Below are 23155 nucleotides of genomic sequence, written 5' to 3'. Positions count from 1 at the left end.
CGGGTCCTGGTTCAGAGGGCATTGAGCGGGATCTTCAGGTAGCGCACGCCGTTGGCTTCCGGCTCGGGCAGGTGGCCGCTGCGCATGTTGACCTGCACCGCCGGCAGCATCAGCACCGGCATATCGAGGGTGGCGTCGCGGGCCTCGCGCATGCTGACGAAGCTGTCTTCGTCGATGCCCTCATGGATATGGATATTGTCCGCGCGCTGTTCGGCGACGGTGGTCATGTAGCGCAGCTCGCGACCGCCCGGCAGGTAGTCGTGGCACATGAACAGCCGGGTCTGGGGTGGCAGCGCCAGCAGTTGGCGGATCGAGCGATAGAGGGTGCGTGCGTCGGCGCCGGGGAAGTCGCAGCGGGCGGTGCCGTAGTCGGGCATGAACAGGGTGTCGCCGACAAAGGCGACCCGTTCGTCGCCGGACTCGATCAGGTAGCTCATGCAGGCCGGGGTATGTCCTGGCGTGTGCAGGGCGCGGGCCTTCAGGGTACCGATGCTGAATTCGGCATTGTCCCCCAGCAGCACGTCGAACTGGCTGCCGTCGCGCTGGAAGTCGCTGCCGGCATTGAAAAGCTCGCCGAATACCTGCTGGACCACGGTGATATGGCTGCCGATGGCGACCTTGGCGCCGAGTTGTTCCTTCAGGTAGGCCGCCGCCGAGAGGTGGTCGGCGTGGACGTGGGTTTCCAGGATCCATTCCACCCGGGCGTCCAGTTCGTGGATCCTGGCGACCAGGCGATCGGCTGATGCCGTGCGGGTGCGCCCGGACTTGGGGTCGTAGTCGAGCACGCTGTCGATCAGTGCGCAGCAGCGGGTACTGGTGTCCAGCACCAGGTAGCTGATGGTCCAGGTATCGGGATCGAAAAAAGCTTCTACGGCTAGCTTGTCGCCAAAGGTCATTGCGTACTCCTGGTGTCATCGGCGGGGATGGGGTTCACACGGTCCTGTAGGAGCAGGGCTTGCCCGCGAAGCTTTTAGCGTTCTCAGGGGCCCCTTCGCGGCGATCCGACAAGCCCTGCTCCTACAGGTTAGGCGGTGTGTTCAATGTCCCGGTCCTGTCTGACAAAGAGTTCAATAAGCATGCCAAGCTTAGTTTTTTATTTTCTGCTGTGTTTGCTGATTTATATCAACCTATTCGCCGACGTTTTCTGATTTAGAAGCATTTGGCAGATAAATTGGCAGTCATTCTGGCAGTCGATGGCAGCTAATGGCAGAAAGCATTGGCATGGATTAAGCTCCTGCCTCCACCCGGGAGTTGCCATGACCATCCTTGCCACCGATCTTGCCCGAGCCGATATGCGGGCCCTGGTGTCCTATCTGGAACACGACCTCCAGCCGACCATCGTCCTCGACACCGACTACAACATCGTCGCCGCCAACACCGCCTACCAGCGTCAGTTCGGGGTAGAGGGGCGTCCCCATGTCGGCGCGAAATGCTTTCGGGTCTCCCATCAGTTCGCGGTGCCCTGCGACCAGGCCGGCGAGCATTGCCCCATGCGCAAGGCCCATGAAAGCCGCTTGCCCGAGCGGGTCCTGCATATTCACCACACGCCCCGTGGCCCCGAGCATGTCGACGTGGAACTGCGGCCGTTGCTGGACGCGCAGGGCGAAGTGGTGGGTTATGTCGAACGCTTGAATACCGTCACCGTGGCCTCGGCCCAGCCGCAGCATCAGGGCCTGGTGGGTCGCTCGGCACCGTTCAAGGAAGCTTTGAGTGCCTTGCAACGGGCGGCGCCGTCGCCGATTCCGGTGTTGCTGCAAGGCGAGTCCGGTACCGGCAAGGAACTCTTTGCCCGCGCCCTCCACGAGGGCAGTCCACGGGCCGGCGGGCCGCTGGTGGTGGTCGATTGCACCGGCCTGACCGAAACCCTGTTGGAGAGCGAGCTCTTCGGTTACGAAAAGGGTGCTTTCACCGGCGCTGTGCAGCGCAAGATCGGCCTGGCCGAGGCGGCCCATGGCGGCACGCTGTTTCTCGACGAGATCGGTGAGGTGCCGTTGGCGATGCAGGTCAAGTTGCTGCGCCTGATCGAGTCCGGCAGCTTTCGCCCGGTGGGCAGCCTGCGTACCGTGCACTCGGACTTCCGCCTGGTCTGCGCGACCCACAAGCCGCTCAAGGATATGGTCGCGGCCGGGAGTTTTCGCCAGGATCTGTTCTACCGTATCAGCGCCTTTCCGATTCGCCTGCCGGCCTTGCGCGAGCGCGGTGACGACCTGCCGTTGCTGATCGACAGCCTGTTGCAACGCCTGGCGCCGACGGCGGTGCCGCGTATCGACCCGCCGGCGATGAAGGCCCTGGGGCTGCATGACTGGCCGGGCAATATCCGCGAACTGCGCAATGTGCTGGAGCGGGCCCGGCTGTTTACCGACGATGGGGTGATCCGGCTGGCCGATCTGCCCGCCGAACTGAGGCGTGAAACCGCGTCGGCGGCACCCCAGCGACGGCGTGGGCGCAACGAGTTGGAGCAATTGGCCCACGCCCTGGCGATGTTCGATGGCTCGCGCAGCGAACTGGCGAAAACCCTGGGGATGAGCGAACGCACCTTGTATCGGCGCTTGCAGGCGCTGGAAGGGAAGGCCTGAGGTGCGGAAGCCGTCACTCCTGCACCGACGTCGTTCAATCGTTCGTCAGCAATGCATTGGCGAAGAGCGCCGGGTCGGCATTGCCCCCTGACAACACCACCACCGCGCAGCGACCTTCCAGCGCGATGCGCCCGGCCAGCAATGCCGCCAGGCCGACCACGCCGCCCGGTTCGACCACCAGCTTGAGGTTTTCGAACGCCCATCTCAGGGCGAAGCGGACCTCGGCGTCGGTGACCGTCAACGCGCCGCGCAGCAGCCGGCGATTGATCTCGAAGGTCAACTCGCCCGGTGCGGCGGTCAGGATCGCATCGCAGATCGAATGGCCGCCCGGCGCGATACTTTGCCGGCTGCCCGCGACCAGGGAGCGCCCGGTGTCATCGAAACCCTCCGGTTCCACCGCATACACCGCGACCTCGGGAAACTGACTGTGCAGGGCCACGCTGACCCCGGCAATCAGGCCCCCGCCGCCGCAGGGCACCAGGGCCACGTCGGGACGCAGGCCCAGCGCCCGGGCCTGGCGGGCGATCTCCAGTCCCAGGGTGCCCTGGCCGGCCATGACCCGTGGGTCGTCGTAGGGCTTGACCAGCACCGCGCCGCTTTCGGCGGTCAGTGTCGCGGCGATGGCCTCGCGGTCTTCGGTCTCGCGGTCGAACAGCACCACCTGGGCACCATATTCGCGGGTGCGGCGGATCTTCAAGGCGGGTGCATCCCTGGGCATCAGGATCGTCGCCTGGATGCCCAGCAGCCTGGCCGCGCAAGCCACGCCCTGGGCATGGTTGCCGGAGGAGAAGGCCAGCACGCCACGGGCGCGTTCTTCGGGACTGAGGCTGGCCAGGGTGTTGTAGGCGCCACGGAACTTGAACGAACCGGTTCGTTGCAGCACTTCCGGCTTGACCAGCACCCGGCCCTGGCAGTGTTCATTCAGGCTGTGGAATTCCAGCAATGGCGTTTCCACGGCGTGCCCCTGGATACGCAGGGCGGCCTGTTCGATATCGGCCAGTTGAATGGGCTGTGAGGTCATGTCGCGCTCCTGGGTGGGCAAAGGCCTAATCTGCGGTTTTCCGCTGCCCTTGAAAAGCGCTTGTTCACGGGGTTGAACAACGTAAAATCCGTGGATGGACACTCTATTTCTCGAAACTTTCCTGGCGGTGATCGACTGCGGTTCCATTGCCGCGGCGGCGCGTCAACTGGACCTGGCGCCGACCACCGTGGCCCAGCAGATCAAGGCCCTGGAAAAACAGCTCGACAATGCCTTGCTCAGACGCAGCGGGCATACCGTGAAGCCGACCGCGGCGGCCCATCGGATTATCGAGCGGGCGCGGCTGATTGTCCGCGAAACCCGCGACCTGCGGGCCAGTGCCTCCAGCGGTGTGCTGCCGGTCGGGCCCCTGCGGCTGGGGGCGACCCAATATGCCTTGATGCAACTGCTGCCGCCGTCGCTGCATGAATGGCGTCGACGTTATCCCGAGATCGAAATCTATATCGAGCCCGGCAACTCCCAGGAGTTGATGGAGCAGGTGGTGAGCGGCGACCTGGATGCGGCGTTGATCGTGCATCCGTTGTTCGCCTTGCCCAAGAGCTGCGAGTGGGTGGCGCTGGTGGAAGAACCGCTGGTGCTGATCACGCCGACGGCGATGCCGGTCGAGGATGTGCTGGCCACCCTTGTTGAAGAGCCGTTTATCCGCTTCAGCCGCAAGGTGGTCGGCGGCAAGCTGGTGGAGGCTTATCTGCAGGGGCATGGCCTCAAGCCGAAGTCCCAGTTCGAGCTGGATGGCATTGATATCATCGTCAAGTTCGTCGCCGAGGGACTGGGGGTGGCATTGGTGCCTGACCGGCCGAAGGCCAATCACGAGGGGCAGGGTGTGCGCCGTTGGGAAGTGCCGGAGCCGAGGCTGTTTCGGACTTTGGGGATTGTCTGGCAGCGGGCGTCGGTGCGGGCGCCGTTGGTGGTGGCGCTGAATGAGTTGATGGCCGGGCAGGCGATATAGCTGGCCCGTTCCGAACGCTGCATAACCCTGTAGGAGCCAGCTTGCTGGCGATAGCGATTTTCCAGGCAACGGCGATGTCGGCTATCAGATTGCATCGCCAGCAAGCTGGCTCCTACAGGGTTATGCAGCGTTCACACGTATGGATCAGACCAACGGCGCGATATTCAACCGGGTCGAACATGCCAACAACGAACGCCGTTGCGTCGCCGCATACAGCTGCAACTCATCAATGGTTTCACGCCCCAGCGCCTGGTGGAACTGCTCGCGGTTGGAGCTGCCGGTGTAATGCGCCTGGGCATCATCCCCCAGGTTCGACTGGAAGATCCCGGCCGCGCTCACCGGCAAAAAGTCCTCATACACCAACGGCTCGAAACTCACCTGGCCGGCTTCGATCAAGGCTTCCAGCTCCCGCAGCGGCAATTCGCTGCTACGTGCCGCAATGCCTTTCTCGGTGGGGAAGTAGCGGAAGTACGCCAACCCCTGCTTGCGCATCTCGCTGTAGTTGTCGGGGAAGGCCTTGAAGGTGTTTGCCATGATCTGCTCATAACGCGCGGCATTGGCCTCGTTGGGGAAGTCACCGAGTTCCTCCCGCGCGGCGTTCAGCAAGCGGTCGTAGAGCAGGCGGCCCTTGGGTGTCAGTGCCGCGCCGCGTTGTTCGATTTCGCCGAAACGGGCCGAGTGGCTGCCGGTTTCGCTGGCGTCCTGGCCGATAAAGGTGATGGCTTCCTCCAGCGCCTTGAAGCTGGTCTGGCGCAACAGGATCGCGCACTCACGGCGGGGCGGGCCTTCGATCACCGCCTTGGGGGTGATGCCCTTGCCCGGCATGGCGGCTTGCACCGCGTCGATGTCCAGGGTGCGCGGGGTCAGGTGGTTGATATGCGGCCCCCTGAACGCCACCACATCGGCGATCAGCCGATGCTGGGCATTGAGCTTTTTGTACTCGTCCAGGGACACCGTGGCGCTGTTGTGCCAACGGAAGGTTTCCAGTGCCTGCTGGACGAACTCGGCGGCATCGGCGGAATCGAGGCCGCCATTCATCTCGGCCTTTTCGATCAGTTCGATGGTGCGAGGGGTGAAGATATTCCGCCGGCTGAGGATCCATTCGGCGAATTCCCGCAGCCCGTCTTCCTCGATCAGTTCCAGGCGCAGCAGCGAAGTGAAGACGCGGAACGGGCTGACCTGCAAGGCCGTTTCATGCACCGCGCGAAAGGCGGTCGAATGCACCGGCACGCCGGCCGGAGTCAGGTCGTAATAACCCACCGGTTCCATGCCCATCACCGCGAACAGTCGGGCCAGGGTCGCCAGTTCCGCCGCCGTGCCGACGCGAATGGCGCCGTGGCGTTCCATGTCCAGGCGACGGATCTCGCCGGTCTGGCGCAGGCTTTCGGCAACCTGGGCATTGTTGCCCAGCACCTGTTCGTTGACCTGCGCGACCAACTCCATCAGCGCGCCGTAGAGCGGCACTTCGGTCTTGTACATCTGCGACATGGCACGGGAAAACTGCGCGCGGATCTCGTCGGGGTGGGCGAAGACAGCGGTGCTCATGGGGGTGGTACTCCGCAAAATCGGGATGACTGGACTTGCGCTGAATTCTGCGGGTGGTGGGGGGCGGGTTCAAACGAATTAAGGTCCAGGGATCATTCCAAAAAGGACTGACCTGGGTGCACCTCAGGGGCGGCGGGGGGAGTCCGGGCAATATCCGCCAGCAGGTCAGGCGGCTCGGCATCGGCTACCCGGTGGCTGTCGACAGCGACTACAGGATCTGGCACGCCTTCGATAATCAGTTCTGGCCGGCGCATTATCTGATCGACGCCAAGGGCCATGTGCGCTACAGCCATTTTGGCGAAGGCGCTTATGCCGAGCAGGAAAGGGTGATCCAGGCCTTGCTGGAGGAGGCGAAGGGGACTGAGCTGGCCGGCAACCCGGGTTGAGCGGCTGAGGCAGGTCGCGACGCCTTGGGGATGATGTATTAATCTGGCTGCCTTATTTGCAAGCAGTACAAGCCGGATGAATATCAACAATACCGATCTCAACCTGCTCAAGGTCTTCGAGGCCCTGCATGACGAGGGCAGCGCCAGTCGCGCGGCGTTGCAGCTCGGGCTGACCCAGTCGGCGGTCAGCGCCGCCTTGAATCGCCTGCGCGCGATGTACGGCGATCAACTCTTTGTCCGCACCGGCCGGGGCCTGTCGCCGACCCTGATCGCCAACCAGCTCAAGCCGGTGATCTCCGACGCCTTGAACAAATGTCGCCAGAGTTTTTCCCTGGTTCAGCCGTCCCTGGCCGGTTATGAAGGGCGTTCTGTGACCATCGGCCTGTCCGACGACTTTGAAATCGCCCTCGGTCGCCAGCTGATTGAAACCGTGGCGCAACGGGCGAAAAACCTGCGGCTGATCTTTCGCCAGACCCACAGCCAGATCGCGGTCGATGCCCTGATGGAGCGCCAGTTCGATCTGACCATCACCGCCGGCGGTATCCCCAATCGGCTGCTGGGTCGGCAGTTGCTCGGGGAGGGCGGTTATGCATGCCTGGTGGATCGCGCCAGCCTGGGCGACAGGACGACCCTCGATCTGCAGGACTATGTGGCCCGCGAGCATATCCTGATTTCCTCGGGGGGCTTTATCGGCATCGTCGACGAGGGGCTGGCGGCTCGCGGCCTGAGCCGCAAGGTCGTCACCGCCACCACGCATTTCGCGGCACTGCCCTTCCTGTTGAAGGGCTCGTCGGCGGTGGCGACCTTGCCCACCCATGCCGCCCGGGCGATCGCCGGGTTATGCGATATCCAGATGCTCCCCTGTCCGATCGACCTGCCGCACTATCCCATCGAGCTTGGCTGGCGCACCCATGCGCAGACGGATGGCGCCGTGCTGCTGGTCAAACAGGCAATTATCGACAGCTTTGCGCTCTGACGGACTGCGCTGAGCCGTTGAGAAGGGCGAGCACCGGAATCAATTGCGGCTATTAATAGGAAGCATTACTATTTGAGCTCCGCCTTCATAGCCTGTCGCCATGAATCTCCCTCCACCCCGCAGACCCGGTTTTTTCGAGCATTACGAGGAGTTGATCGGCACCTGGACCCGTCGGCTGAGAAACCGTCAGCAAGCCGAGGACCTGGCCCACGATACCTTTGTGCGGGTACTGGAAAGCCAGGCCGCCGGCGTCGAGCAACCACGGGCCTATCTGCACCAGACCGCGCGCAATATCGCGGTGGATACCTATCGTCGCGAAGACCGGCGTGGGGCCCTGGAGCTGGAAGCGATTGACCACAGCGCACCGCCTACCGGCGACCCGGAGCATTTCATGCACGCCATCCAGCTTGCCGACTCCATCGAGCGGGCCCTGGGCGAGTTGCCCGTCAATTGTCGCAAGGCCTTTGTCTGGCAGAAGATCGAGGGCCTGACCCAGGCGGAGATCGCCGAGCGCCTCGGGCTGTCCAAGAATATGGTGGAGAAGTATATGATTCGCACCCTGCGGCATCTGCGCGAGCGCCTGGATGGAGCGGATCAATGAGGCTCCCGTGCGTTTCTACCCGTAGGAGCGAGCTTGCTCGCGATGATCTCCAGGGCACTGCGGTCAGTCAGAGGCTCCGCGTTATCGTTGACGTTTATCGCGAGCAAGCTCGCTCCTACAAGGATTTTGCATGATGGAGAATCGTGATAGCGCCACGGTTCGCGATGAGGCCGCCACCTGGTTCGTGCGGGTCCGGGAGGCGCCGTTGAGCGCCGGGCAACAGGCCGAATTCGACGCCTGGCGCCATGAGCATCCGTTGCATCAGGATGAGTTCGACTTGCTCCAGGGACTCTGGAGCGCCACCGACCTGCTGCCCCAGGCGCGTTTGCAGGCGCTCTGCGACGAGCCTCCAGCGCGGCTCAAGCGCCGGCCGCTGCTGCGTTATGCGGTGGCCGCCGGGGTGGTCGCGGTGGCCTTGGCCCTGGGGCTGTTCAGCGGCCTGAATCATCCGGCGCCCTATGACGCGACCTTTGCCAGCGTGCTTGGTGAGCGTCGACACGTGGCCTTGCCCGACGGTTCGATCATCGACCTGAACAGCCGCAGCCGGGTCCGCGTGCATTACCAGCGCGACCGGCGCGCGGTCGAGCTGGAGCAGGGCGAGGCGATGTTCAGTGTCGAGCACGACAGCAGCCGTCCCTTTGTGGTCCAGGCCGGGGTCGGCAAGGTCACTGTCACTGGCACGCGCTTCGATGTGCGCCGCGATCCGGCGCAGACCCGGGTGGTGGTCGAGGCGGGCACGGTGAAGGTCCAGGGCCGCGACGCGGCGGACGGGGATTTCGTCAATCTCACGGCGGGCCAGGGCACCCGTGTCGATGAGCAGGGCCGGGTGGCCGCGGCGGAAGCGGTGAACGCCGACGAACTCACCGCCTGGCGCAGCGGCAAGCTGGTCTTCAACAATGCCCGCCTCAGCGATGTGGTGCAGGAAGTCTCGCGTTACCGGGACAAGCCCCTGGGTGTCGCTTCTCCGGCGGTGGGCAATCTGCGCTTGACCTGCGTGTTCAAGCTCAACGATACCGAGGCCCTGCTCAGGGCCTTGCCGAGCATCCTGCCAGTGGCCGTCAGGACCCGTGCCGACGGTGCCCAGGAAATAATTGCAAAATAGATTCAGGTTTTTTTCGAGTTCTTCGTCTTCTTGTCCAGCTGCAACTGGTTTGCATTAACAATCGCATGCAATGGCGAACTACAGGACAAGGTCAGACGTGAACAACACACCCAACGCGCTTTACCAGGCGATCCGCAACGCACTGCCCAGTTCCCCGGTCTTTGCCCTGGCCCTGGCGATCAGTGCCGTTGCCCCCCTGAGCCAGGCGGCTCAGGGGGACGCGGCCATCCATATCCAGGCCCAGCCCCTGGCGTCGGCCCTGAGTCAGTTGGGACAGCAAACCTCCCTGCAAGTGTTTTTCAGCCCGCAACTGGTGGCCGGCAAGCTTGCCCCGGCGGTCGACGGCAAGCTGTCGCCGGAAGAAGCCCTGAACGTGCTGCTGCGCGGCAGCGGCCTGGACTATGACCTCAAGGACGGCTCGGTGACCTTGCGTGCCGCCGCGCCGGCCACCGCCGGTGCCCTGGAACTGGCGCCGCTGGATGTCAAGGTGGTGGGTGACTGGCTCGGCGACGCCGACCAGGCGATTGTGCAGAACCATCCGGGGGCGCGGACCGTGATCCGTCGCCAGGCGATGGTCGAGCAGGGCGCGATGAACGTGAAGGACGCCCTGCGTACCGTGCCCGGCGTGCAGGTGCAGGAAAACAACGGCACCGGCGGTAGCGATATTTCCCTTAACGTCGGCGTGCGCGGCCTGACGTCCCGTCTGTCGCCACGTTCCACCGTGCTGATCGACGGCGTGCCGGCGGCGTTCGCCCCGTACGGCCAGCCCCAGTTGTCGATGGCCCCGGTGTCGGTCGGCAACCTGGACAGCATCGACGTGGTACGCGGTGCCGGTTCCGTGCGTTATGGACCGCAGAACGTCGGCGGCGTGATCAACTTCGTGACCCGGGCGATCCCCGAGAAATTCTCCGGCGAGATCGGCAGCACCCTGGAAACCTCGCGTTACGGCGGTGTGAAGCACCTCGACACGGCGTTCCTCGGCGGCACCGCGGACAACGGTTTTGGCGCGGCGCTGTTGTATTCCGGCGTGAAGGGCGAGGGTTATCGGGAAAGCAACAACGGCAACGACATCAACGATGTCCTGCTCAAGACCCACTGGGCGCCTACCGACCAGGACGACTTCTCCCTCAACCTGCATTACTACGATGCCAATGCGGACATGCCCGGCGGCCTGACCCAGAAACAGTACGACGCCAATCCTTACCAGTCGGTGCGCAACTACGACAACTTCACCGGCCGGCGCAAGGATATCTCCTTCAAGTACAAACGGCAGGTGGATGACCAGACCCAGGTCGAAGTGCTGACCTACTACACCGACAGTTTCCGTGGCAGCAATATCGCCGCCCGCGACCTCCAGACCCTCAGCGCCTACCCGCGCAGCTACTACACCTTTGGCATCGAGCCACGGGCGTCCCACGTCTTCGACCTGGGCCCGACCACCCAGGAAGTCAGCGTCGGCTACCGCTACCTGAAGGAAGGCATGCATGAGGCCACCAGCCGCGTGGCCCTGGTCAACGGCGTGCCGACCCTGACGCCGACCTCCGACGGGCATATCTACCAGGACCGCACCGGCGGCACCGAGGCCAATGCCTTCTACCTCGATGACAAGATCGATATCGGCAAATGGACCATCACCCCGGGTATCCGCTTCGAGCGCATCAGCAGCAACTGGCATGATCGGGCCGTGCCGGGGACCAACTACGTGCCGGTCCAGGAGAAGTTCCGCAGCGTCGACAGCAACGAGCCGCTGCCGGCCCTGAGCGTGATGTACCACCTCTCCGATGCCTGGAAAGTCTTCGCCAACTACGAAACCTCCTTCGGCAGCCTGCAATATTTCCAGATTGCCCAGGGTGGCAATGGCAACAGCACGGCCAATGGCCTGCAACCGGAAAAGGCCAAGACCTACGAACTGGGCACGCGCTATGACAACGGCACCTGGGGCGCAGAGATGACGTTGTTCTACATCGACTTCTCCGATGAGCTGCAATACGTCAGCAACGATGTGGGCTGGACCAACCTGGGCGCCACCGCTCACCGGGGTATTGAAACCTCCGCGCATTACAACCTGGCGGACCTCAACCCGGCGCTCGAGGGCCTGACCGCGAATGTCGGCCTGACCTACACCAAGGCGACCTCCCAGGGCGATATCCCGGGCTTCAAGGGCCGTGACCTGCCGCTGTACTCGCGGGAGGTGCTGAATGTCGGTTTGCGTTATGCGGTCAATCGCTGGACCTACAACCTCGACGGTTTCGCCCAGTCTTCCCAGCGCGCGCCGGGGACCGGGAGCAACGCCGACGGCAGCTTCAACGGCAACTACATCACCACGCCGACCGCTGACGGCCAGTACGGCAATATTCCCGGCTACATGACCTGGGATCTGCGCGGTGCCTATGATTTCGGCGCGCAGCTGTCGAACCTGAAATTGGGGGCGGGGGTGCGTAACGTCTTTGACCAGCAGTACTTCACCCGGTCGAGCGACAACAATGCGGGGATCTACGTGGGTGAACCACGGACCTTCTTTGTGCAGGCCAGTGTAGGGTTCTGATCGACTGACGGCTGACCCCATCCTGTAGGAGCCGGCTTGCTGGCGATGGAATCGACGCGGTGTCCTGTCATACCGCGTCGCCTGGATCGCCAGCAAGCCTGCTCCTACGAAGGTTGTGTCATTTCAGGTGCGCAGGATTCGCCCGCTGACCGCCACTCCCACCAGCATCACCGCGATCACCATAAAGGCCAGGTTCAACGAACTGGCATGGGCGATAAAACCGATCGCCGCCGGTCCCGCCAGAATCCCCGCATACCCCAGGGTGGTAATCGCCGGCACGGCGATGTTTTCCGCCATGACCTTCTGCTTGCCCACGGCGGTGTACAGCACCGGCACGATATTCGAGCACCCGGCGCCCACCAGCGCATAACCGATCAACGCGGCTTCCCAGGCCGGCACCAGCGTGGCCAGGGCCAGGCCGGCCGCGGCGGTCAGCCCGCCGAAGACAATCACTTTTTTCGCCCCCAGACGCCGGACGATGGCATCGCCGGTCAGCCGTCCGACCGTCATGGTCAGGGCAAAGGCCGCGTAGCCGAGGCCCGCATAGGCGTCCGCGACCTGGCGCTCGGCGCTGAGAAACACCGCGCTCCAGTCGAGCATCGCACCTTCGGCGAGGAACACCACAAAGCACAGCAGGCCGATAAACAACACCACGCCATGGGGCACGGCAAAGGCCGGTCCCGAGCTTTCACTGCCATAGGGCAACAGGTGCGGGGCGGCCTTGTACAGCGCCGCCAGCAGAAACACGATCACCACGCCAATCGCTCCCAGGGGCGACAGCCCCAGGCCCAGCAGCGTGCTGACCCCGGCGGCGCCGGAGATCCCGCCGAGGCTGAACAGCCCGTGAAAGCCCGACATCATGGTCTTGCCGCTGGCGCGCTCGACGATCACCGCTTGCAGGTTGACGGTGGAGTCCACCGCGCCGAGCCCGGCGCCGAACAGAAACAGGCTGGCCACCAGCCAGGGAATCGAACTGACCGTGGCCAATAGCGGCAGCGCGAGGCAGATCAGCAAAGTGCCGACGCTCAGCACCCGTCGGCAACCGAAGCGTGAGGCCAGGGCACCGGCCACTGGCATGGCGATGATCGAGCCGACCCCGAGGCACAACAGCAACAGCCCCAGGGTGCCCTCATCGAGCCCGGCGCGGGCCTTGGCGTAAGGCACCAGCGGTGCCCAGGCGGCGACGCCGAAACCGGCGATAAAGAAGGCGATACGGGTCGACATCTGTTCCAGGCGTCCCGGTTTGACCGGGGCGTGGGCGGTGAGGGCAGTCATGAAAAATCCTTGGCGGGCCGGCAGACAACGCTGTGCAAGGGAACATCCTTGCACATCGTGTCCGGCGAGGCCAAGGACCGGTTTTATAACCGCCCGGTCAGGCTTTGCGACGAGCATCCAGGCTCAGGCGACCGCCACCGAAAGCGACCACCTGCAACAGGCCACCGGCCATGGCGATGTTCTTGAAGAAGTGGATGAACTGGTTCTGGTCGCCCAGGTGATTGTGGAACGCCAGGGCGGTGACCACGGTGAACAGTGCCATGACCAGGGCGACCGCGCGGGTGCGGTAACCGAGGATCAACAGCAGGCTGCCGCCGACTTCGACGACGATCGCCGCGATCAGCGCCAGCTGTGGCAGGGGCAGGCCCACCGATTCGATGTAGCCGATCATACCGGCCGGGTTGGCGATCTTCGAGAAGCCCGAGAGCAGGAAGATCGCGGCCAGCAGGACGCGTCCGGCGAGGGCGATGGCAGCCGAAGCGCTGGCGCTGTCGGATTGACTGTGGAGTGCGGAGTTGGCATTGGCGGTGTTGGACATGGACTTGTACCTATGAGAGCGACGCGACCACCATGGTGCGTCGGAGTGGTGTGCAGTCTGCCATCGCGCTAACGTACGCAATAGCCGAATAATTTCGAGGATTAGGTTCGAAAATATCGAACGCCTCCAGGAGCCCGCCCCATGATTCCCAATCCCGGCACACCGACCCTCGACCAATTGCGGGTGCTGCTGACCGTGGTCGAAACCGGCAGTTTTGCCGCGGCCGCGCGCAAGCTCAGTCGCGCCACTTCGGTGATCAGCTACACCATCGCCAATCTGGAACTGCAACTGGGGGTGCAGTTGTTTGATCGTACCACCACGCGCAAGCCGCAGTTGACCGACGCCGGCCGTACGGTGCTGACCGAGGCGCGGACCATCTACAGTGGCATCGATGGCTTGCGGGCCAAGGTCAAGGGGCTGCTGCAGGGGCTGGAAGCCGAAATTCACCTGGTGGTCGATGTGATGCTGCCGGCGGCGCGCCTGGTGGATGTGCTCAAGGGCTTTCGCGCGCAATTCCCCACGGTGCTCCTGCACCTGCACGTGGAGGCCCTGGGGGCGGTGGCGCAACTGGTGCTGGAGGGGCGCGCGAGTGTCGGTGTCAGTGGTTTTTTCAGTCGCGGCATGGCGGGGCTGGAGCGGGTCGGGGTGGGCAGTGTCCAGCTGATTTCAGTGGCCTCGCCCAGTCATCCGCTGGCCCAGGGTGTGAACCTGCCCGGGGCTGGCCGTGAGCATGTGCAATTGGTGCTCTCGGACCGTTCGAGCCTGACCCGCAACCAGGAGTTCGGCGTGCTCGGCACCCGCACCTGGCGCCTGGCGGACCTGGGCTCGAAGTTGATGCTGCTGCGCGAAGGGGTCGGCTGGGGCAACATGCCCGCGCCGATGGTGGCCGAGGACCTGGCCAGTGGGCGCCTGGTCAGCCTGGACCTGCCGGATATGCGCGGCGGCCCTTATGGGCTTGATGCGATTTATCGAACCGACACGCCGCCAGGTCCGGCGGCGTCCTGGTTGATTGCCCGGCTGGTGGCGCAAGTGGAGGCTCCACCCGCCTGCACGGCCGGCTGAGGGGCTTCGGCGCGGGGTGCAATGGCGCGGGCCCTTGCACCACCGTGCCGCTTCAGCGCAGGTGTTCGACGATATCCGCGACGCTGCTGAGCAAGTCCTTGGCCAACTGCTTCGAGCGCTGGCCGGACCAGCCGGCGTGCAGGTCCGGGGCGTCGTCGTTGTCCTTGAAGGGCATTTCCAGGGTCAGCGACAGGCAGTCGTAGCGCTGGCCGACGCTGTTGCAGGCCAGGGTCATATTGGCCTGGCCGGGCAGGCTGCGGGCGTAGCCGTGGGTGGTCTGGAAATCCGCCGTGAGCGCGCTCAGATGACTGCGAAAGCGGCTTTCCAACTGGGCGATACGTGGTGTGTAGCCGGGGTTGCCTTCGCAGGCGGCGGTGAAGATATAGGGGATGGTCTCGTCGCCATGGACATCGACGAACAGATCGACGCCATGCTTGGCCATCTGCTGCTGGACGAACAGGACTTCGGGGCTGATTTCCTGGCTGGCGTTCTGCCAGGCACGGTTCAGGTCCTGGCCCATGGCGTTGGTGCGCAGATGCCCGTGGAAGGCCCCGTCCGGGTTCATATTGGGCACCAGGTAAAGGTCGGCGCGGGTCAGCAGGTCGCGCAGCTCGGCATCGTCCTCCTGTTGCAGGCGCTCGATCACGCCTTCCATGAACCATTCGGCCATGTGCTCGCCCGGATGCTGCTGGGCGATGATCCAGACCTTGCGCCGGCCCTCGGCGCCGTTGCCCTTGCGCAACAGCTGGATATCCCGGCCTTCGACACTTTTACCGACGGCCAGCAACTCGGTGCCGGCGTGGGTCAGGGCCTGCTCGATCAACCAGTCATGGCGTTCGCGGCTGTAGGGTTCGAAGTAGGCGAACCAGGCCTGCTCCTGTTCGGCCACCAGGCTGATATGCAGGCTTTCGCCGTCGAAACGGGTGTCGACGCGGAACCAGTTCTGGTGATCATAGGAGGCGACGGCGCGGTAGCCGGTCCAGGCCTTGTTGTAGGAGGACTGGCTGGCATTGCTCAGTTCGAAGGTGTAGGTCTCGCCCACGCGCAGGCCTTCAACCTTGAAATGGAACCACTGGAAGTGCTGGCTGCGGGTATCCGGCTCGATGGCCAGGAGCAGGTGGTGCGGGTTGCTGGTGTCCAGTGCCTGGATATTGCCGCTGTCGAAGTCGCTGCTGATTTTGAGAGGAGATAGAACCACGGGTGAGTACCTGAAAAGGCTTTTTGTGGTGGCTACTCTACACCTCGATGGCGTATTAGCCGAGGCGCGAGGTCATGACTGCCCACCCAGAGGGCAGTGCACCTGTCTTCATCAGCCTGAAGCCAAGCCCGCGAATAAAGCGGGTGCAAAAAAAGACCCGGCAAAAAGCCGGGTCAAAAACCGTGATTAGCCTGATGAGGAGATAATCCAGGAGTCCGACCTGAGGTCTCCGGGTTATCGACCGATCTCGCGATCAGCTTGTAGCAATAATAATCATTATCATTTGAAGATCAAGTCTTTTCCCGTTCTTCGCGGATATTATTTTCCCATTCCTTCCCCAAAGTCGGTTATCCCCTGGCTATGGCGGACTCACGTCGTGCGGGTTTGTATCTGCACGACGCGGTCCACCAGGGCCTTGGCCATGTCGATCATGTACACCACCGAACAACCCAGGTCGCGGTTCGCGCTGTTCGCGGCTTCGTAGGCGGCCGCCGCCGCGCAGCGCAGCAGGTCCGAGGCCTGGATCATGGCGTCCTCGATATCCAGGTCGTCGCGTACGGCAAAGAGCTTCTGGTGGAGGGGGTCATCGCTGGTGTTCGCCGCGCAGGCGGCCGTTGAAACAGCTGGTTTCAAATAATAGTCGAGTGCACGTTGGGCGGCGGCGCGATCCTTGAGGGATGCGAGGGGGCTTTTCGAGTCGGTTCGAGGGCTTTCTGTCGTGATGGAAGTCATGAGGGGCCTGCCTTTCAGAGGAAGTTCAAATCAACTCTCCAAGATTAGTACTATTGGTATTGCGTTGCTTGTCACAAACAATACATTTTGTGTATTGAGCGCTGAAGTACTGTCCGTATTGTTCCGTCCATGGATAAATGGATAGCGTTGGTGAAGGCCAAGCTCGAAGAGCTTCGTCTTTCGCAGGAAAAACTTGGCGAACGCCTGGACATCACCCAGGGCGGTGTCGGTCATTGGCTGAACAAAAGGCGCAAGCCTGATCTCGTGATGATGAACAAGGTCCTCCAGGCGCTCGGGCTCGGGCACCTGGAGGTGGTCCTGCTGGTTCGCGACCGCGCGGTGGCGGCCCAGGCCCCCGAGGAGCGGGACGAGCAGGTCTACGACATCACTTCGGCGTTTCGTTACCCGGTCAGCGACTGGCAGGTGGTTGCCACGTTGCAGGACTCGGCGAAGGGCGAGTACGCCGGGCGTTACGAGGTGACCGATCATTACGCCCCGGCGGCGTTCTGGTTGCAGGTGGTGGGGGATGCGATGACGGCTCCGTCCGGCACCAGCGTGCCCGAGGGCATGATGGTGCTGGTGGACCCGGATCGGGAGGTCAAGGCCGGCAGCCTGGTGGTTGCCCGCCTGCGGGAGGGGGAGGAAGCGATTTTCCGCCAGTGGATGGAGGAGGGTGGGCAACCCTATCTCAAGCCGCTGAACCCGACCTGGCCGAAGATTCCGGTTGGCGAGGATTGTTGCGTGATCGGCGTGGTGGTGCAGGCGACCGCGAAGTTCTGAGGGTTGGCTCCGTTCGTGACGCGTTCACCTGTGGGAGCGGAGCTTGCCCGCGAAGAATGCGCTGCGGTGTATCAGGTATACCGCGTCATCGTTCTTCGCGGGCAAGCTCCGCTCCCACAAAAGCCCAGGCGTCCGCAAGATCGATGCAAGACGTGCCGGCCTCATCGCCGGCGAGCCGGCTCCCACAATGTCCGTGGCGAGTCGAGAGTCAGGATTCCAGCTCCACCAACGCACTGCCTTCGCTGACCATTTCACCTTCCTGGCAATACAGCGCCTTGATCACGCCCGCCTGGGGCGCGCGGATACTGTGTTCCATCTTCATCGCTTCCAGCACCACCAACTGGGCCCCGGCCTCGACGCTTTGCCCGACTTCCACCAGCACCCGCACGATGCTGCCGTTCATCGGCGCGCTCAGGCCGCCATGGTGGCCGTGGCCGCTGTCGACGGCGCCAATCGGGTCGAAGCGGGTGATCTTGTGGCACTCGCCCTGCCAATGCAGATAGAGCCCGTCGGCCCCGCTGATCACTCGATGTCGACGGCGAACGCCGGCATGCTCCGTCGACAGGTACTCATCGTGCAGTTCAAGCCGGGTGTCCGACGTCAGGCTGACGGCGCGGTCCTCACCCTCGCAGCTCAGGTGCACCACGCTTTGCGCCGGCATCCCGCTGCGAAAACCGTTGCCCTGGGCCCAAGGCGAGGCGGGGTCGTCCGCCCGTACGCCAGGGGCCTGGCTCTGCAGGAAGGCCTGGGCGGCCGCCTGCCAGAATTCATCGGTACGCGCGCCCGGTTGCGGCAGCAGATCTTCCTGATAACGGGGAATAAAGCCGGTATCCAGTTCTGCCTCGGCAAACGCCGGATGGGCAACGATCCGCCGGAGAAAACCGAGGTTGGTTTTCAGCCCGCCGATCACGAATTCGTCGAGCATCGCCAGCAAGCGCAGGCGCGCCTGTTCGCGGGTCTCGCCCCAGGCGATCAGCTTGCCGAGCATCGGATCGTAGAACGGCGAGACGCTGTCGCCCTCGGCCACGCCGCTGTCGACCCGACGTCCCGGCCCTGGCGCCGACTCGCGATAAAGCTCCAGGCGCCCGGTGGCCGGCAGGAAGTCATTGCCCGGGTCTTCGGCGTACAGGCGCACTTCGATGGCATGGCCATGCAACGGCACCTGTTCCTGGGTGATCGGCAGCACTTCACCGCAAGCCACGCGAATCTGCCAGGCCACCAGGTCGAGGCCGGTAATGGCTTCGGTGACCGGGTGCTCGACCTGCAGGCGGGTGTTCATTTCCATAAAGAAGAAATCGCCACGGGCGTCCAGCAGGAACTCCACGGTGCCGGCACCGACATAACCGATGGCCTGGGCCGCGCGCACCGCCGCCTCGCCCATGGCCTGGCGCAGTTGTGCACTCAGGCCCGGCGCCGGGGCTTCCTCGACGACCTTCTGGTGACGGCGCTGGATCGAGCAGTCGCGCTCGTTGAGGTACAGGCAGTGGCCGTGCTGGTCGGCGAACACCTGGATCTCGACATGCCGCGGCTTGAGCAGGTATTTCTCCACCAGCATCCGCGAGTCGCCGAAGGACGACTGCGCTTCACGCTGGGCCGAGGCCAGGGCTTCGGCCAGCTGGCTGACGTCCTCGACCACTTTCATGCCCTTGCCGCCACCGCCGGCGGTGGCCTTGAGCAGCACCGGGTAGCCGATACGCTCGGCGGCGGCGCGGAAGGTTTCCAGGTCCTGGGCCGCGCCGTGATAACCCGGCACCAGCGGTACCCCGGCAGTCTCCATCAGGGCCTTGGCCGCGGACTTGCTGCCCATGGCATCGATGGCGCTGGCGGGCGGGCCGAGGAACACCAGGCCGGCGGCCTCGATGGCCCGGGCAAAGCCGGCATTTTCCGAGAGAAAACCGTAACCGGGGTGAATCGCCTGGGCACCGCTGGTCTGGGCGGCGGCGATCAGTTTGTCGATTTGCAGGTAGCTCTCGGCGGCCTTGCTGCCCCCCAGGTCGACGCGGATATCGGCTTCGCGGCTATGCCGGGCATCACGGTCGATGGCGCTGTGCACGGCGACCGTGGTCAGGCCCAGGGCCTTGGCGGTGCGCATGACCCGGCAGGCGATTTCGCCGCGATTGGCCACCAGGATGGAAGTGATCACGGGCGTGCTCATCAGCGCGGCTCCTTGGCGGTGGACTCGGCCTGCCAGCTCGGCGGGCGTTTTTGCAGAAAGGCCCGCAGGCCTTCCTGGCCTTCGGCGCTGACGCGGATACGGGCAATGGCGTTTTCGCAATAACGCCGCCGTGCCGGGCTGAGTTCGCCGCTGCCGATTTCCCGCAGCAGTTCCTTGCTCACGCGCATGGCTTGCGGGCTGTTGAGCAGCAGGTTGTCGATCCAGGCCGCGACTTGCTGATCCAGCTCGCCGACTGGGCAGGTTTCCGACAACAGGCCCAGCTCGCGAGCCCGCAGGCCGCTGAAGCGTTCAGCGGTCAGGGCGTAGCGGCGGGCGGCACGCTCGCCGATGGCCTGGACCACGAACGGGCTGATCACCGCCGGGGCCAGGCCGATGCGCACTTCCGAGAGGCAGAACTGCGCATCGTCGGCGCCGATGGCCATGTCACAGGCGCCGATCAGGCCAAGGGCGCCGCCATAGGCCGCGCCCTGGACCACCGCCAGGGTGGGGACTTTCAGCTTGGCCAGGTTGTACATCAGTTCGGCCAGTTCGCGGGCATCGTCGAGGTTGGTGGCGTAGTCGAGCTGGGCCGATTGCTGCATCCAGGCCAGGTCGGCGCCGGCGCTGAAGTGCCGGCCACGGCCGCGCAGCACCAGGAAACGCAGGGCGGCGTTGGCCTGGACCATCTCCAGGGCAAGGATCAACTCGCGGATCATCTCGGCGTTGAAGGCGTTGTTCTTGTCTTCGCGGCTCAGCCACAAGGTGGCAAAGCCCCGGGGGTCGAGCTGCAATTCGAGGGTGTTGAAGTCGGTCACGGTGCGGGCTCCACTGGGAGAGGGGCGGCGATAGGGCCTCATGGTCACATCCGGAACACGCCGAAGCGGCTCGGTTCGATCGGCGCGTTGAGGGCGGCCGAGAGTGCCAGGCCGAGGATTTCGCGGGTCTGGGCCGGGTCGATGACGCCGTCGTCCCACAGCCGGGCACTGGAGTAATACGGGTGCCCCTGGTGTTCGTACTGGTCGAGGATCGGCTGCTTGATCTCGGCTTCCTGTTGCGCCGTGAAGCCTTCGCCATTGCGCTCGTGCTGCTCGCGCTTGACCTGCACCAACACCCCGGCGGCCTGTTCGGCGCCCATCACGCCGATCCGCGCGTTCGGCCACATCCACAGGAAACGCGGGTCATAGGCGCGCCCGCACATGCCGTAGTTGCCGGCGCCGAAGCTGCCGCCGATGATCACGGTGAATTTCGGCACCTTGGCGCAGGCCACGGCGGTGACCAGCTTGGCGCCATGCTTGGCGATACCGCCGGCCTCGTATTTCTGGCCGACCATGAAACCGGTGATGTTCTGCAGGAACAGCAGCGGGATGCCGCGCTGGCAGGCCAGTTCGATAAAGTGCGCGCCTTTCTGCGCGGCTTCGGCGAAGAGGATGCCGTTGTTCGCCAGGATCGCGATGGGGTAACCGTGCAGGTGGGCGAAACCACAGACCAAGGTGGTGCCGAACAGCGCCTTGAACTCATCGAATACCGAGCCGTCTACCAGCCGGGCAATGACCTCGCGCACGTCGAACGGTTGCTTGGCATCCGCCGACACCACGCCATACAGCTCGTCGCTGCCGTACAGCGGCGCGATCGGCGTGCGTTGCTGCAACTCGCCGAGCTTGCGCCAGTTGAGATTGGCGATGCTGCGCCGGGCCAGGGCCAGGGCGTGTTCATCGTTCTCTGCGTAATGGTCGGCCACGCCGGAGATCTTGCAGTGCACATCGGCACCGCCCAGGTCCTCGGCGCTGACCACTTCACCGGTGGCGGCTTTCACCAGCGGGGGACCGGCGAGAAAGATGGTCGCCTGCTGGCGGACCATGATCGCTTCGTCGGCCATCGCCGGCACATAGGCCCCGCCGGCGGTGCAGGAGCCCATGACCACGGCGATCTGCGGGATGCCCTGGGCGCTCATATTGGCCTGGTTGAAGAAGATCCGCCCGAAGTGCTCGCGGTCCGGGAACACTTCATCCTGGCGCGGCAGGTTGGCGCCGCCGGAGTCCACCAGGTAGATGCACGGCAGGCGATTCTGCTGGGCGATGGTCTGTGCCCGCAGGTGTTTTTTCACCGTGAGGGGGTAGTAGGAGCCGCCTTTGACCGTGGCATCGTTGGCCACGATCATGCATTCGACGCCTTCGACACGGCCGATCCCGGCAATCACTCCGGCGGCTGGTACGTCTTCGCCGTAGACCTCATACGCCGCCAACTGGCTGATTTCCAGGAACGGTGAACCGGGATCGAGCAAGCGGTTGATCCGCTCCCGGGGCAGCAGTTTGCCCCGCGAAGTGTGCCGTTCCTGGGCCTTCGGCCCGCCGCCTTGCTGGACCTGGGCCAGCAGGGTGCGCAGGGCGACGACCTGTTCGAGCATCGCCGCGCGGTTGCCGGCGAACTCGGCCGAACGCGGATTGAGTTGCGTGTGCAGGATTGCCATGTGCGCGCCCCTCAGCGGGTTTCGTTGAACAGTTCGCGGCCGATCAGCATGCGACGGATCTCGCTGGTGCCGGCGCCGATCTCATACAGCTTGGCGTCGCGCAGCAGGCGTCCGGCGGGGAATTCGTTGATATAGCCGTTGCCGCCGAGGATCTGGATTGCATCGAGGGCCATCTGGGTCGCGCGCTCGGCGCTGTAGAGGATCACCCCGGCGGCGTCCTTGCGGGTGGTCTCGCCGCGTTCGCAGGCCTGGGCCACCGCATACAGGTAGGCGCGGCTGGCATTGAGCTGGGTGTACATGTCGGCGACCTTGCCCTGGATCAGCTGGAACTCGCCGATGCTCTGGCCGAACTGCTTGCGGTCGTGGATATAGGGCACCACCAGGTCCATGCAGGCCTGCATGATCCCGGTCGGGCCGCCGGAGAGCACCACGCGCTCGTAGTCGAGGCCGCTCATCAGCACCTTCACGCCACCGTTGAGCACGCCGAGGATGTTCTCTTCCGGTACTTCGACGTCATCGAAGAACAGCTCGCAGGTGTTGGAGCCGCGCATGCCGAGCTTGTCGAACTTGTTGCTGCGGCTGAAGCCTTTCCAGTCGCGCTCGACAATAAAGGCGGTGATGCCGTGGGCGCCCTTTTCCGGCTCGGTCTTGGCATAAATCACGTAGGTGTTGGCGTCGGGGCCGTTGGTGATCCAGGTCTTGCTGCCGTTGAGCACGTAGCGGTCGCCGCGTTTGTCGGCGCGCAATTTCATCGAGACCACGTCGGAGCCGGCATTGGGTTCGCTCATGGCCAGGGCGCCGACATGCTCGCCGCTGATCAGTTTGGGCAGGTATTTGGTTTTCTGTTCGTGATTACCGTTGCGGTTGATCTGGTTGACGCAGAGGTTGGAGTGGGCGCCGTAGGAGAGGGCGACCGAGGCCGAGCCGCGGCTGACTTCTTCCATCACCAGCACATGGGCCAGGTAACCCAGGCCGGCGCCGCCGTACTCTTCCGGAACAGTGATGCCGAGCAGGCCCATGTCGCCGAACTTGCGCCACATATCGGCGGGGAACAGGTTGTCCACGTCGATTTGCGCGGCCCTCGGCGCCAGCTCCCGGGCGACAAAGGTCCGCACCTGGTCGCGAAGCATGTCTAGGGTTTCACCGAGGGCGAAGTTCAGGGTCGGATAGCTCATGGGGCACCTGTTGTTATGGGTTGAGCAAGGCGTGGGTGTGAGTGATTGTTCACC

At 64.1% G+C, this 23155-nt stretch carries 19 protein-coding genes and 1 pseudogene; 9 read left to right on the top strand and 11 right to left on the bottom strand.

What is annotated here, in order from left to right:
• Nucleotides 1–11: 11 nt before the first annotated feature.
• The gene (locus tag M5B42_RS08700; RefSeq protein WP_103498099.1) at nucleotides 12–896 is read right to left on the bottom strand and encodes an MBL fold metallo-hydrolase; all 885 of its coding nucleotides are present in this window, start codon (nucleotides 894–896) and stop codon (nucleotides 12–14) included.
• A 360-nt stretch (nucleotides 897–1256) separates the two neighbouring features.
• Between M5B42_RS08700 and M5B42_RS08695 the strand changes: the two genes are divergently transcribed.
• On the top strand, nucleotides 1257–2576 hold the full coding sequence (locus tag M5B42_RS08695) for a sigma 54-interacting transcriptional regulator (RefSeq protein ID WP_103499605.1): 1320 nt from the start codon (nucleotides 1257–1259) through the stop codon (nucleotides 2574–2576).
• A 34-nt stretch (nucleotides 2577–2610) separates the two neighbouring features.
• Here the strand turns inward: M5B42_RS08695 and M5B42_RS08690 are convergent, their stop codons facing one another.
• Nucleotides 2611–3597, bottom strand: coding sequence for a threonine/serine dehydratase (locus tag M5B42_RS08690; RefSeq protein WP_248745564.1), 987 nt, complete (start codon nucleotides 3595–3597; stop codon nucleotides 2611–2613).
• A gap of 94 nt (nucleotides 3598–3691) precedes the next feature.
• Between M5B42_RS08690 and M5B42_RS08685 the strand changes: the two genes are divergently transcribed.
• Nucleotides 3692–4564: a LysR family transcriptional regulator gene (locus tag M5B42_RS08685; RefSeq protein WP_248745563.1), complete on the top strand. Its 873-nt coding sequence runs from the start codon at nucleotides 3692–3694 to the stop codon at nucleotides 4562–4564.
• A 144-nt stretch (nucleotides 4565–4708) separates the two neighbouring features.
• On the opposite strand, the gene M5B42_RS08680 is transcribed toward M5B42_RS08685, so the two are convergent.
• Nucleotides 4709–6109, bottom strand: a complete 1401-nt coding sequence (locus M5B42_RS08680) for a VOC family protein (RefSeq protein ID WP_152736943.1) — start codon at nucleotides 6107–6109, stop codon at nucleotides 4709–4711.
• 149 nt (nucleotides 6110–6258) lie between these two features.
• Here M5B42_RS08680 and M5B42_RS08675 point away from each other — a divergent pair.
• The 5 genes and pseudogenes from M5B42_RS08675 to M5B42_RS08655 form a co-directional block, all read left to right on the top strand.
• Nucleotides 6259–6495: pseudogene (locus tag M5B42_RS08675) on the top strand (redoxin); the annotation flags it as partial.
• 76 nt (nucleotides 6496–6571) lie between these two features.
• Entirely contained in the window at nucleotides 6572–7471 is a 900-nt protein-coding gene (locus M5B42_RS08670) for a LysR family transcriptional regulator (RefSeq protein WP_248745562.1), read from the top strand.
• 100 nt (nucleotides 7472–7571) lie between these two features.
• Nucleotides 7572–8072, top strand: a complete 501-nt coding sequence (locus M5B42_RS08665) for a sigma-70 family RNA polymerase sigma factor (RefSeq protein WP_152736941.1) — start codon at nucleotides 7572–7574, stop codon at nucleotides 8070–8072.
• A gap of 130 nt (nucleotides 8073–8202) precedes the next feature.
• Complete coding sequence (locus tag M5B42_RS08660; RefSeq protein WP_248745561.1) at nucleotides 8203–9174, top strand: FecR family protein; 972 nt, start codon at nucleotides 8203–8205, stop codon at nucleotides 9172–9174.
• Nucleotides 9175–9304: 130 nt separating this feature from the next.
• The gene (locus M5B42_RS08655) at nucleotides 9305–11719 is read left to right on the top strand and encodes a TonB-dependent receptor (RefSeq protein WP_248745729.1); all 2415 of its coding nucleotides are present in this window, start codon (nucleotides 9305–9307) and stop codon (nucleotides 11717–11719) included.
• Between the two features lie 123 nt (nucleotides 11720–11842).
• Here M5B42_RS08655 and M5B42_RS08650 read toward each other — a convergent pair whose 3' ends face one another.
• Nucleotides 11843–12994 carry an MFS transporter gene (locus M5B42_RS08650; protein ID WP_248745560.1) on the bottom strand — a complete coding sequence of 384 codons (1152 nt, stop codon included), beginning with the start codon at nucleotides 12992–12994 and terminating at the stop codon, nucleotides 11843–11845.
• Between the two features lie 97 nt (nucleotides 12995–13091).
• Nucleotides 13092–13532: a DoxX family protein gene (locus M5B42_RS08645; RefSeq protein ID WP_103499594.1), complete on the bottom strand. Its 441-nt coding sequence runs from the start codon at nucleotides 13530–13532 to the stop codon at nucleotides 13092–13094.
• 141 nt (nucleotides 13533–13673) lie between these two features.
• Between M5B42_RS08645 and M5B42_RS08640 the strand changes: the two genes are divergently transcribed.
• Complete coding sequence (locus M5B42_RS08640) at nucleotides 13674–14594, top strand: LysR family transcriptional regulator (protein ID WP_152736937.1); 921 nt, start codon at nucleotides 13674–13676, stop codon at nucleotides 14592–14594.
• Between the two features lie 52 nt (nucleotides 14595–14646).
• Here M5B42_RS08640 and M5B42_RS08635 read toward each other — a convergent pair whose 3' ends face one another.
• On the bottom strand, nucleotides 14647–15792 hold the full coding sequence (locus tag M5B42_RS08635; protein ID WP_248745559.1) for a M14-type cytosolic carboxypeptidase: 1146 nt from the start codon (nucleotides 15790–15792) through the stop codon (nucleotides 14647–14649).
• 369 nt (nucleotides 15793–16161) lie between these two features.
• Nucleotides 16162–16524 carry a DUF3077 domain-containing protein gene (locus M5B42_RS08630; protein WP_103499591.1) on the bottom strand — a complete coding sequence of 121 codons (363 nt, stop codon included), beginning with the start codon at nucleotides 16522–16524 and terminating at the stop codon, nucleotides 16162–16164.
• 129 nt (nucleotides 16525–16653) lie between these two features.
• Between M5B42_RS08630 and M5B42_RS08625 the strand changes: the two genes are divergently transcribed.
• The gene (locus tag M5B42_RS08625; RefSeq protein WP_103499590.1) at nucleotides 16654–17304 is read left to right on the top strand and encodes a LexA family transcriptional regulator; all 651 of its coding nucleotides are present in this window, start codon (nucleotides 16654–16656) and stop codon (nucleotides 17302–17304) included.
• Nucleotides 17305–17512: 208 nt separating this feature from the next.
• Here M5B42_RS08625 and M5B42_RS08620 read toward each other — a convergent pair whose 3' ends face one another.
• From M5B42_RS08620 to M5B42_RS08605, 4 genes are read right to left on the bottom strand one after another with little or no spacing between them, the layout of a single operon-like run.
• Nucleotides 17513–19459 (bottom strand): acetyl/propionyl/methylcrotonyl-CoA carboxylase subunit alpha, encoded by a 1947-nt coding sequence (locus M5B42_RS08620; RefSeq protein ID WP_248745558.1) that lies wholly within the window; start codon nucleotides 19457–19459, stop codon nucleotides 17513–17515.
• On the bottom strand, nucleotides 19459–20274 hold the full coding sequence (locus tag M5B42_RS08615) for a gamma-carboxygeranoyl-CoA hydratase (protein ID WP_248745557.1): 816 nt from the start codon (nucleotides 20272–20274) through the stop codon (nucleotides 19459–19461). The genes M5B42_RS08620 and M5B42_RS08615 overlap by 1 nt, the downstream gene beginning before the upstream one ends.
• 44 nt (nucleotides 20275–20318) lie before the next feature.
• The gene (locus M5B42_RS08610) at nucleotides 20319–21926 is read right to left on the bottom strand and encodes a carboxyl transferase domain-containing protein (protein ID WP_248745556.1); all 1608 of its coding nucleotides are present in this window, start codon (nucleotides 21924–21926) and stop codon (nucleotides 20319–20321) included.
• An 11-nt stretch (nucleotides 21927–21937) separates the two neighbouring features.
• The gene (locus tag M5B42_RS08605) at nucleotides 21938–23101 is read right to left on the bottom strand and encodes an isovaleryl-CoA dehydrogenase (protein ID WP_103497102.1); all 1164 of its coding nucleotides are present in this window, start codon (nucleotides 23099–23101) and stop codon (nucleotides 21938–21940) included.
• Nucleotides 23102–23155: the final 54 nt, after the last annotated feature.

Source organism: Pseudomonas sp. MWU12-2037 (genome assembly GCF_023242345.1).
Lineage (GTDB): Bacteria > Pseudomonadota > Gammaproteobacteria > Pseudomonadales > Pseudomonadaceae > Aquipseudomonas > Aquipseudomonas gingeri_D.
The sequence above is the reverse complement of the archived record's forward strand: the minus strand, read 5'-3'. Positions and strand labels throughout refer to the sequence as shown.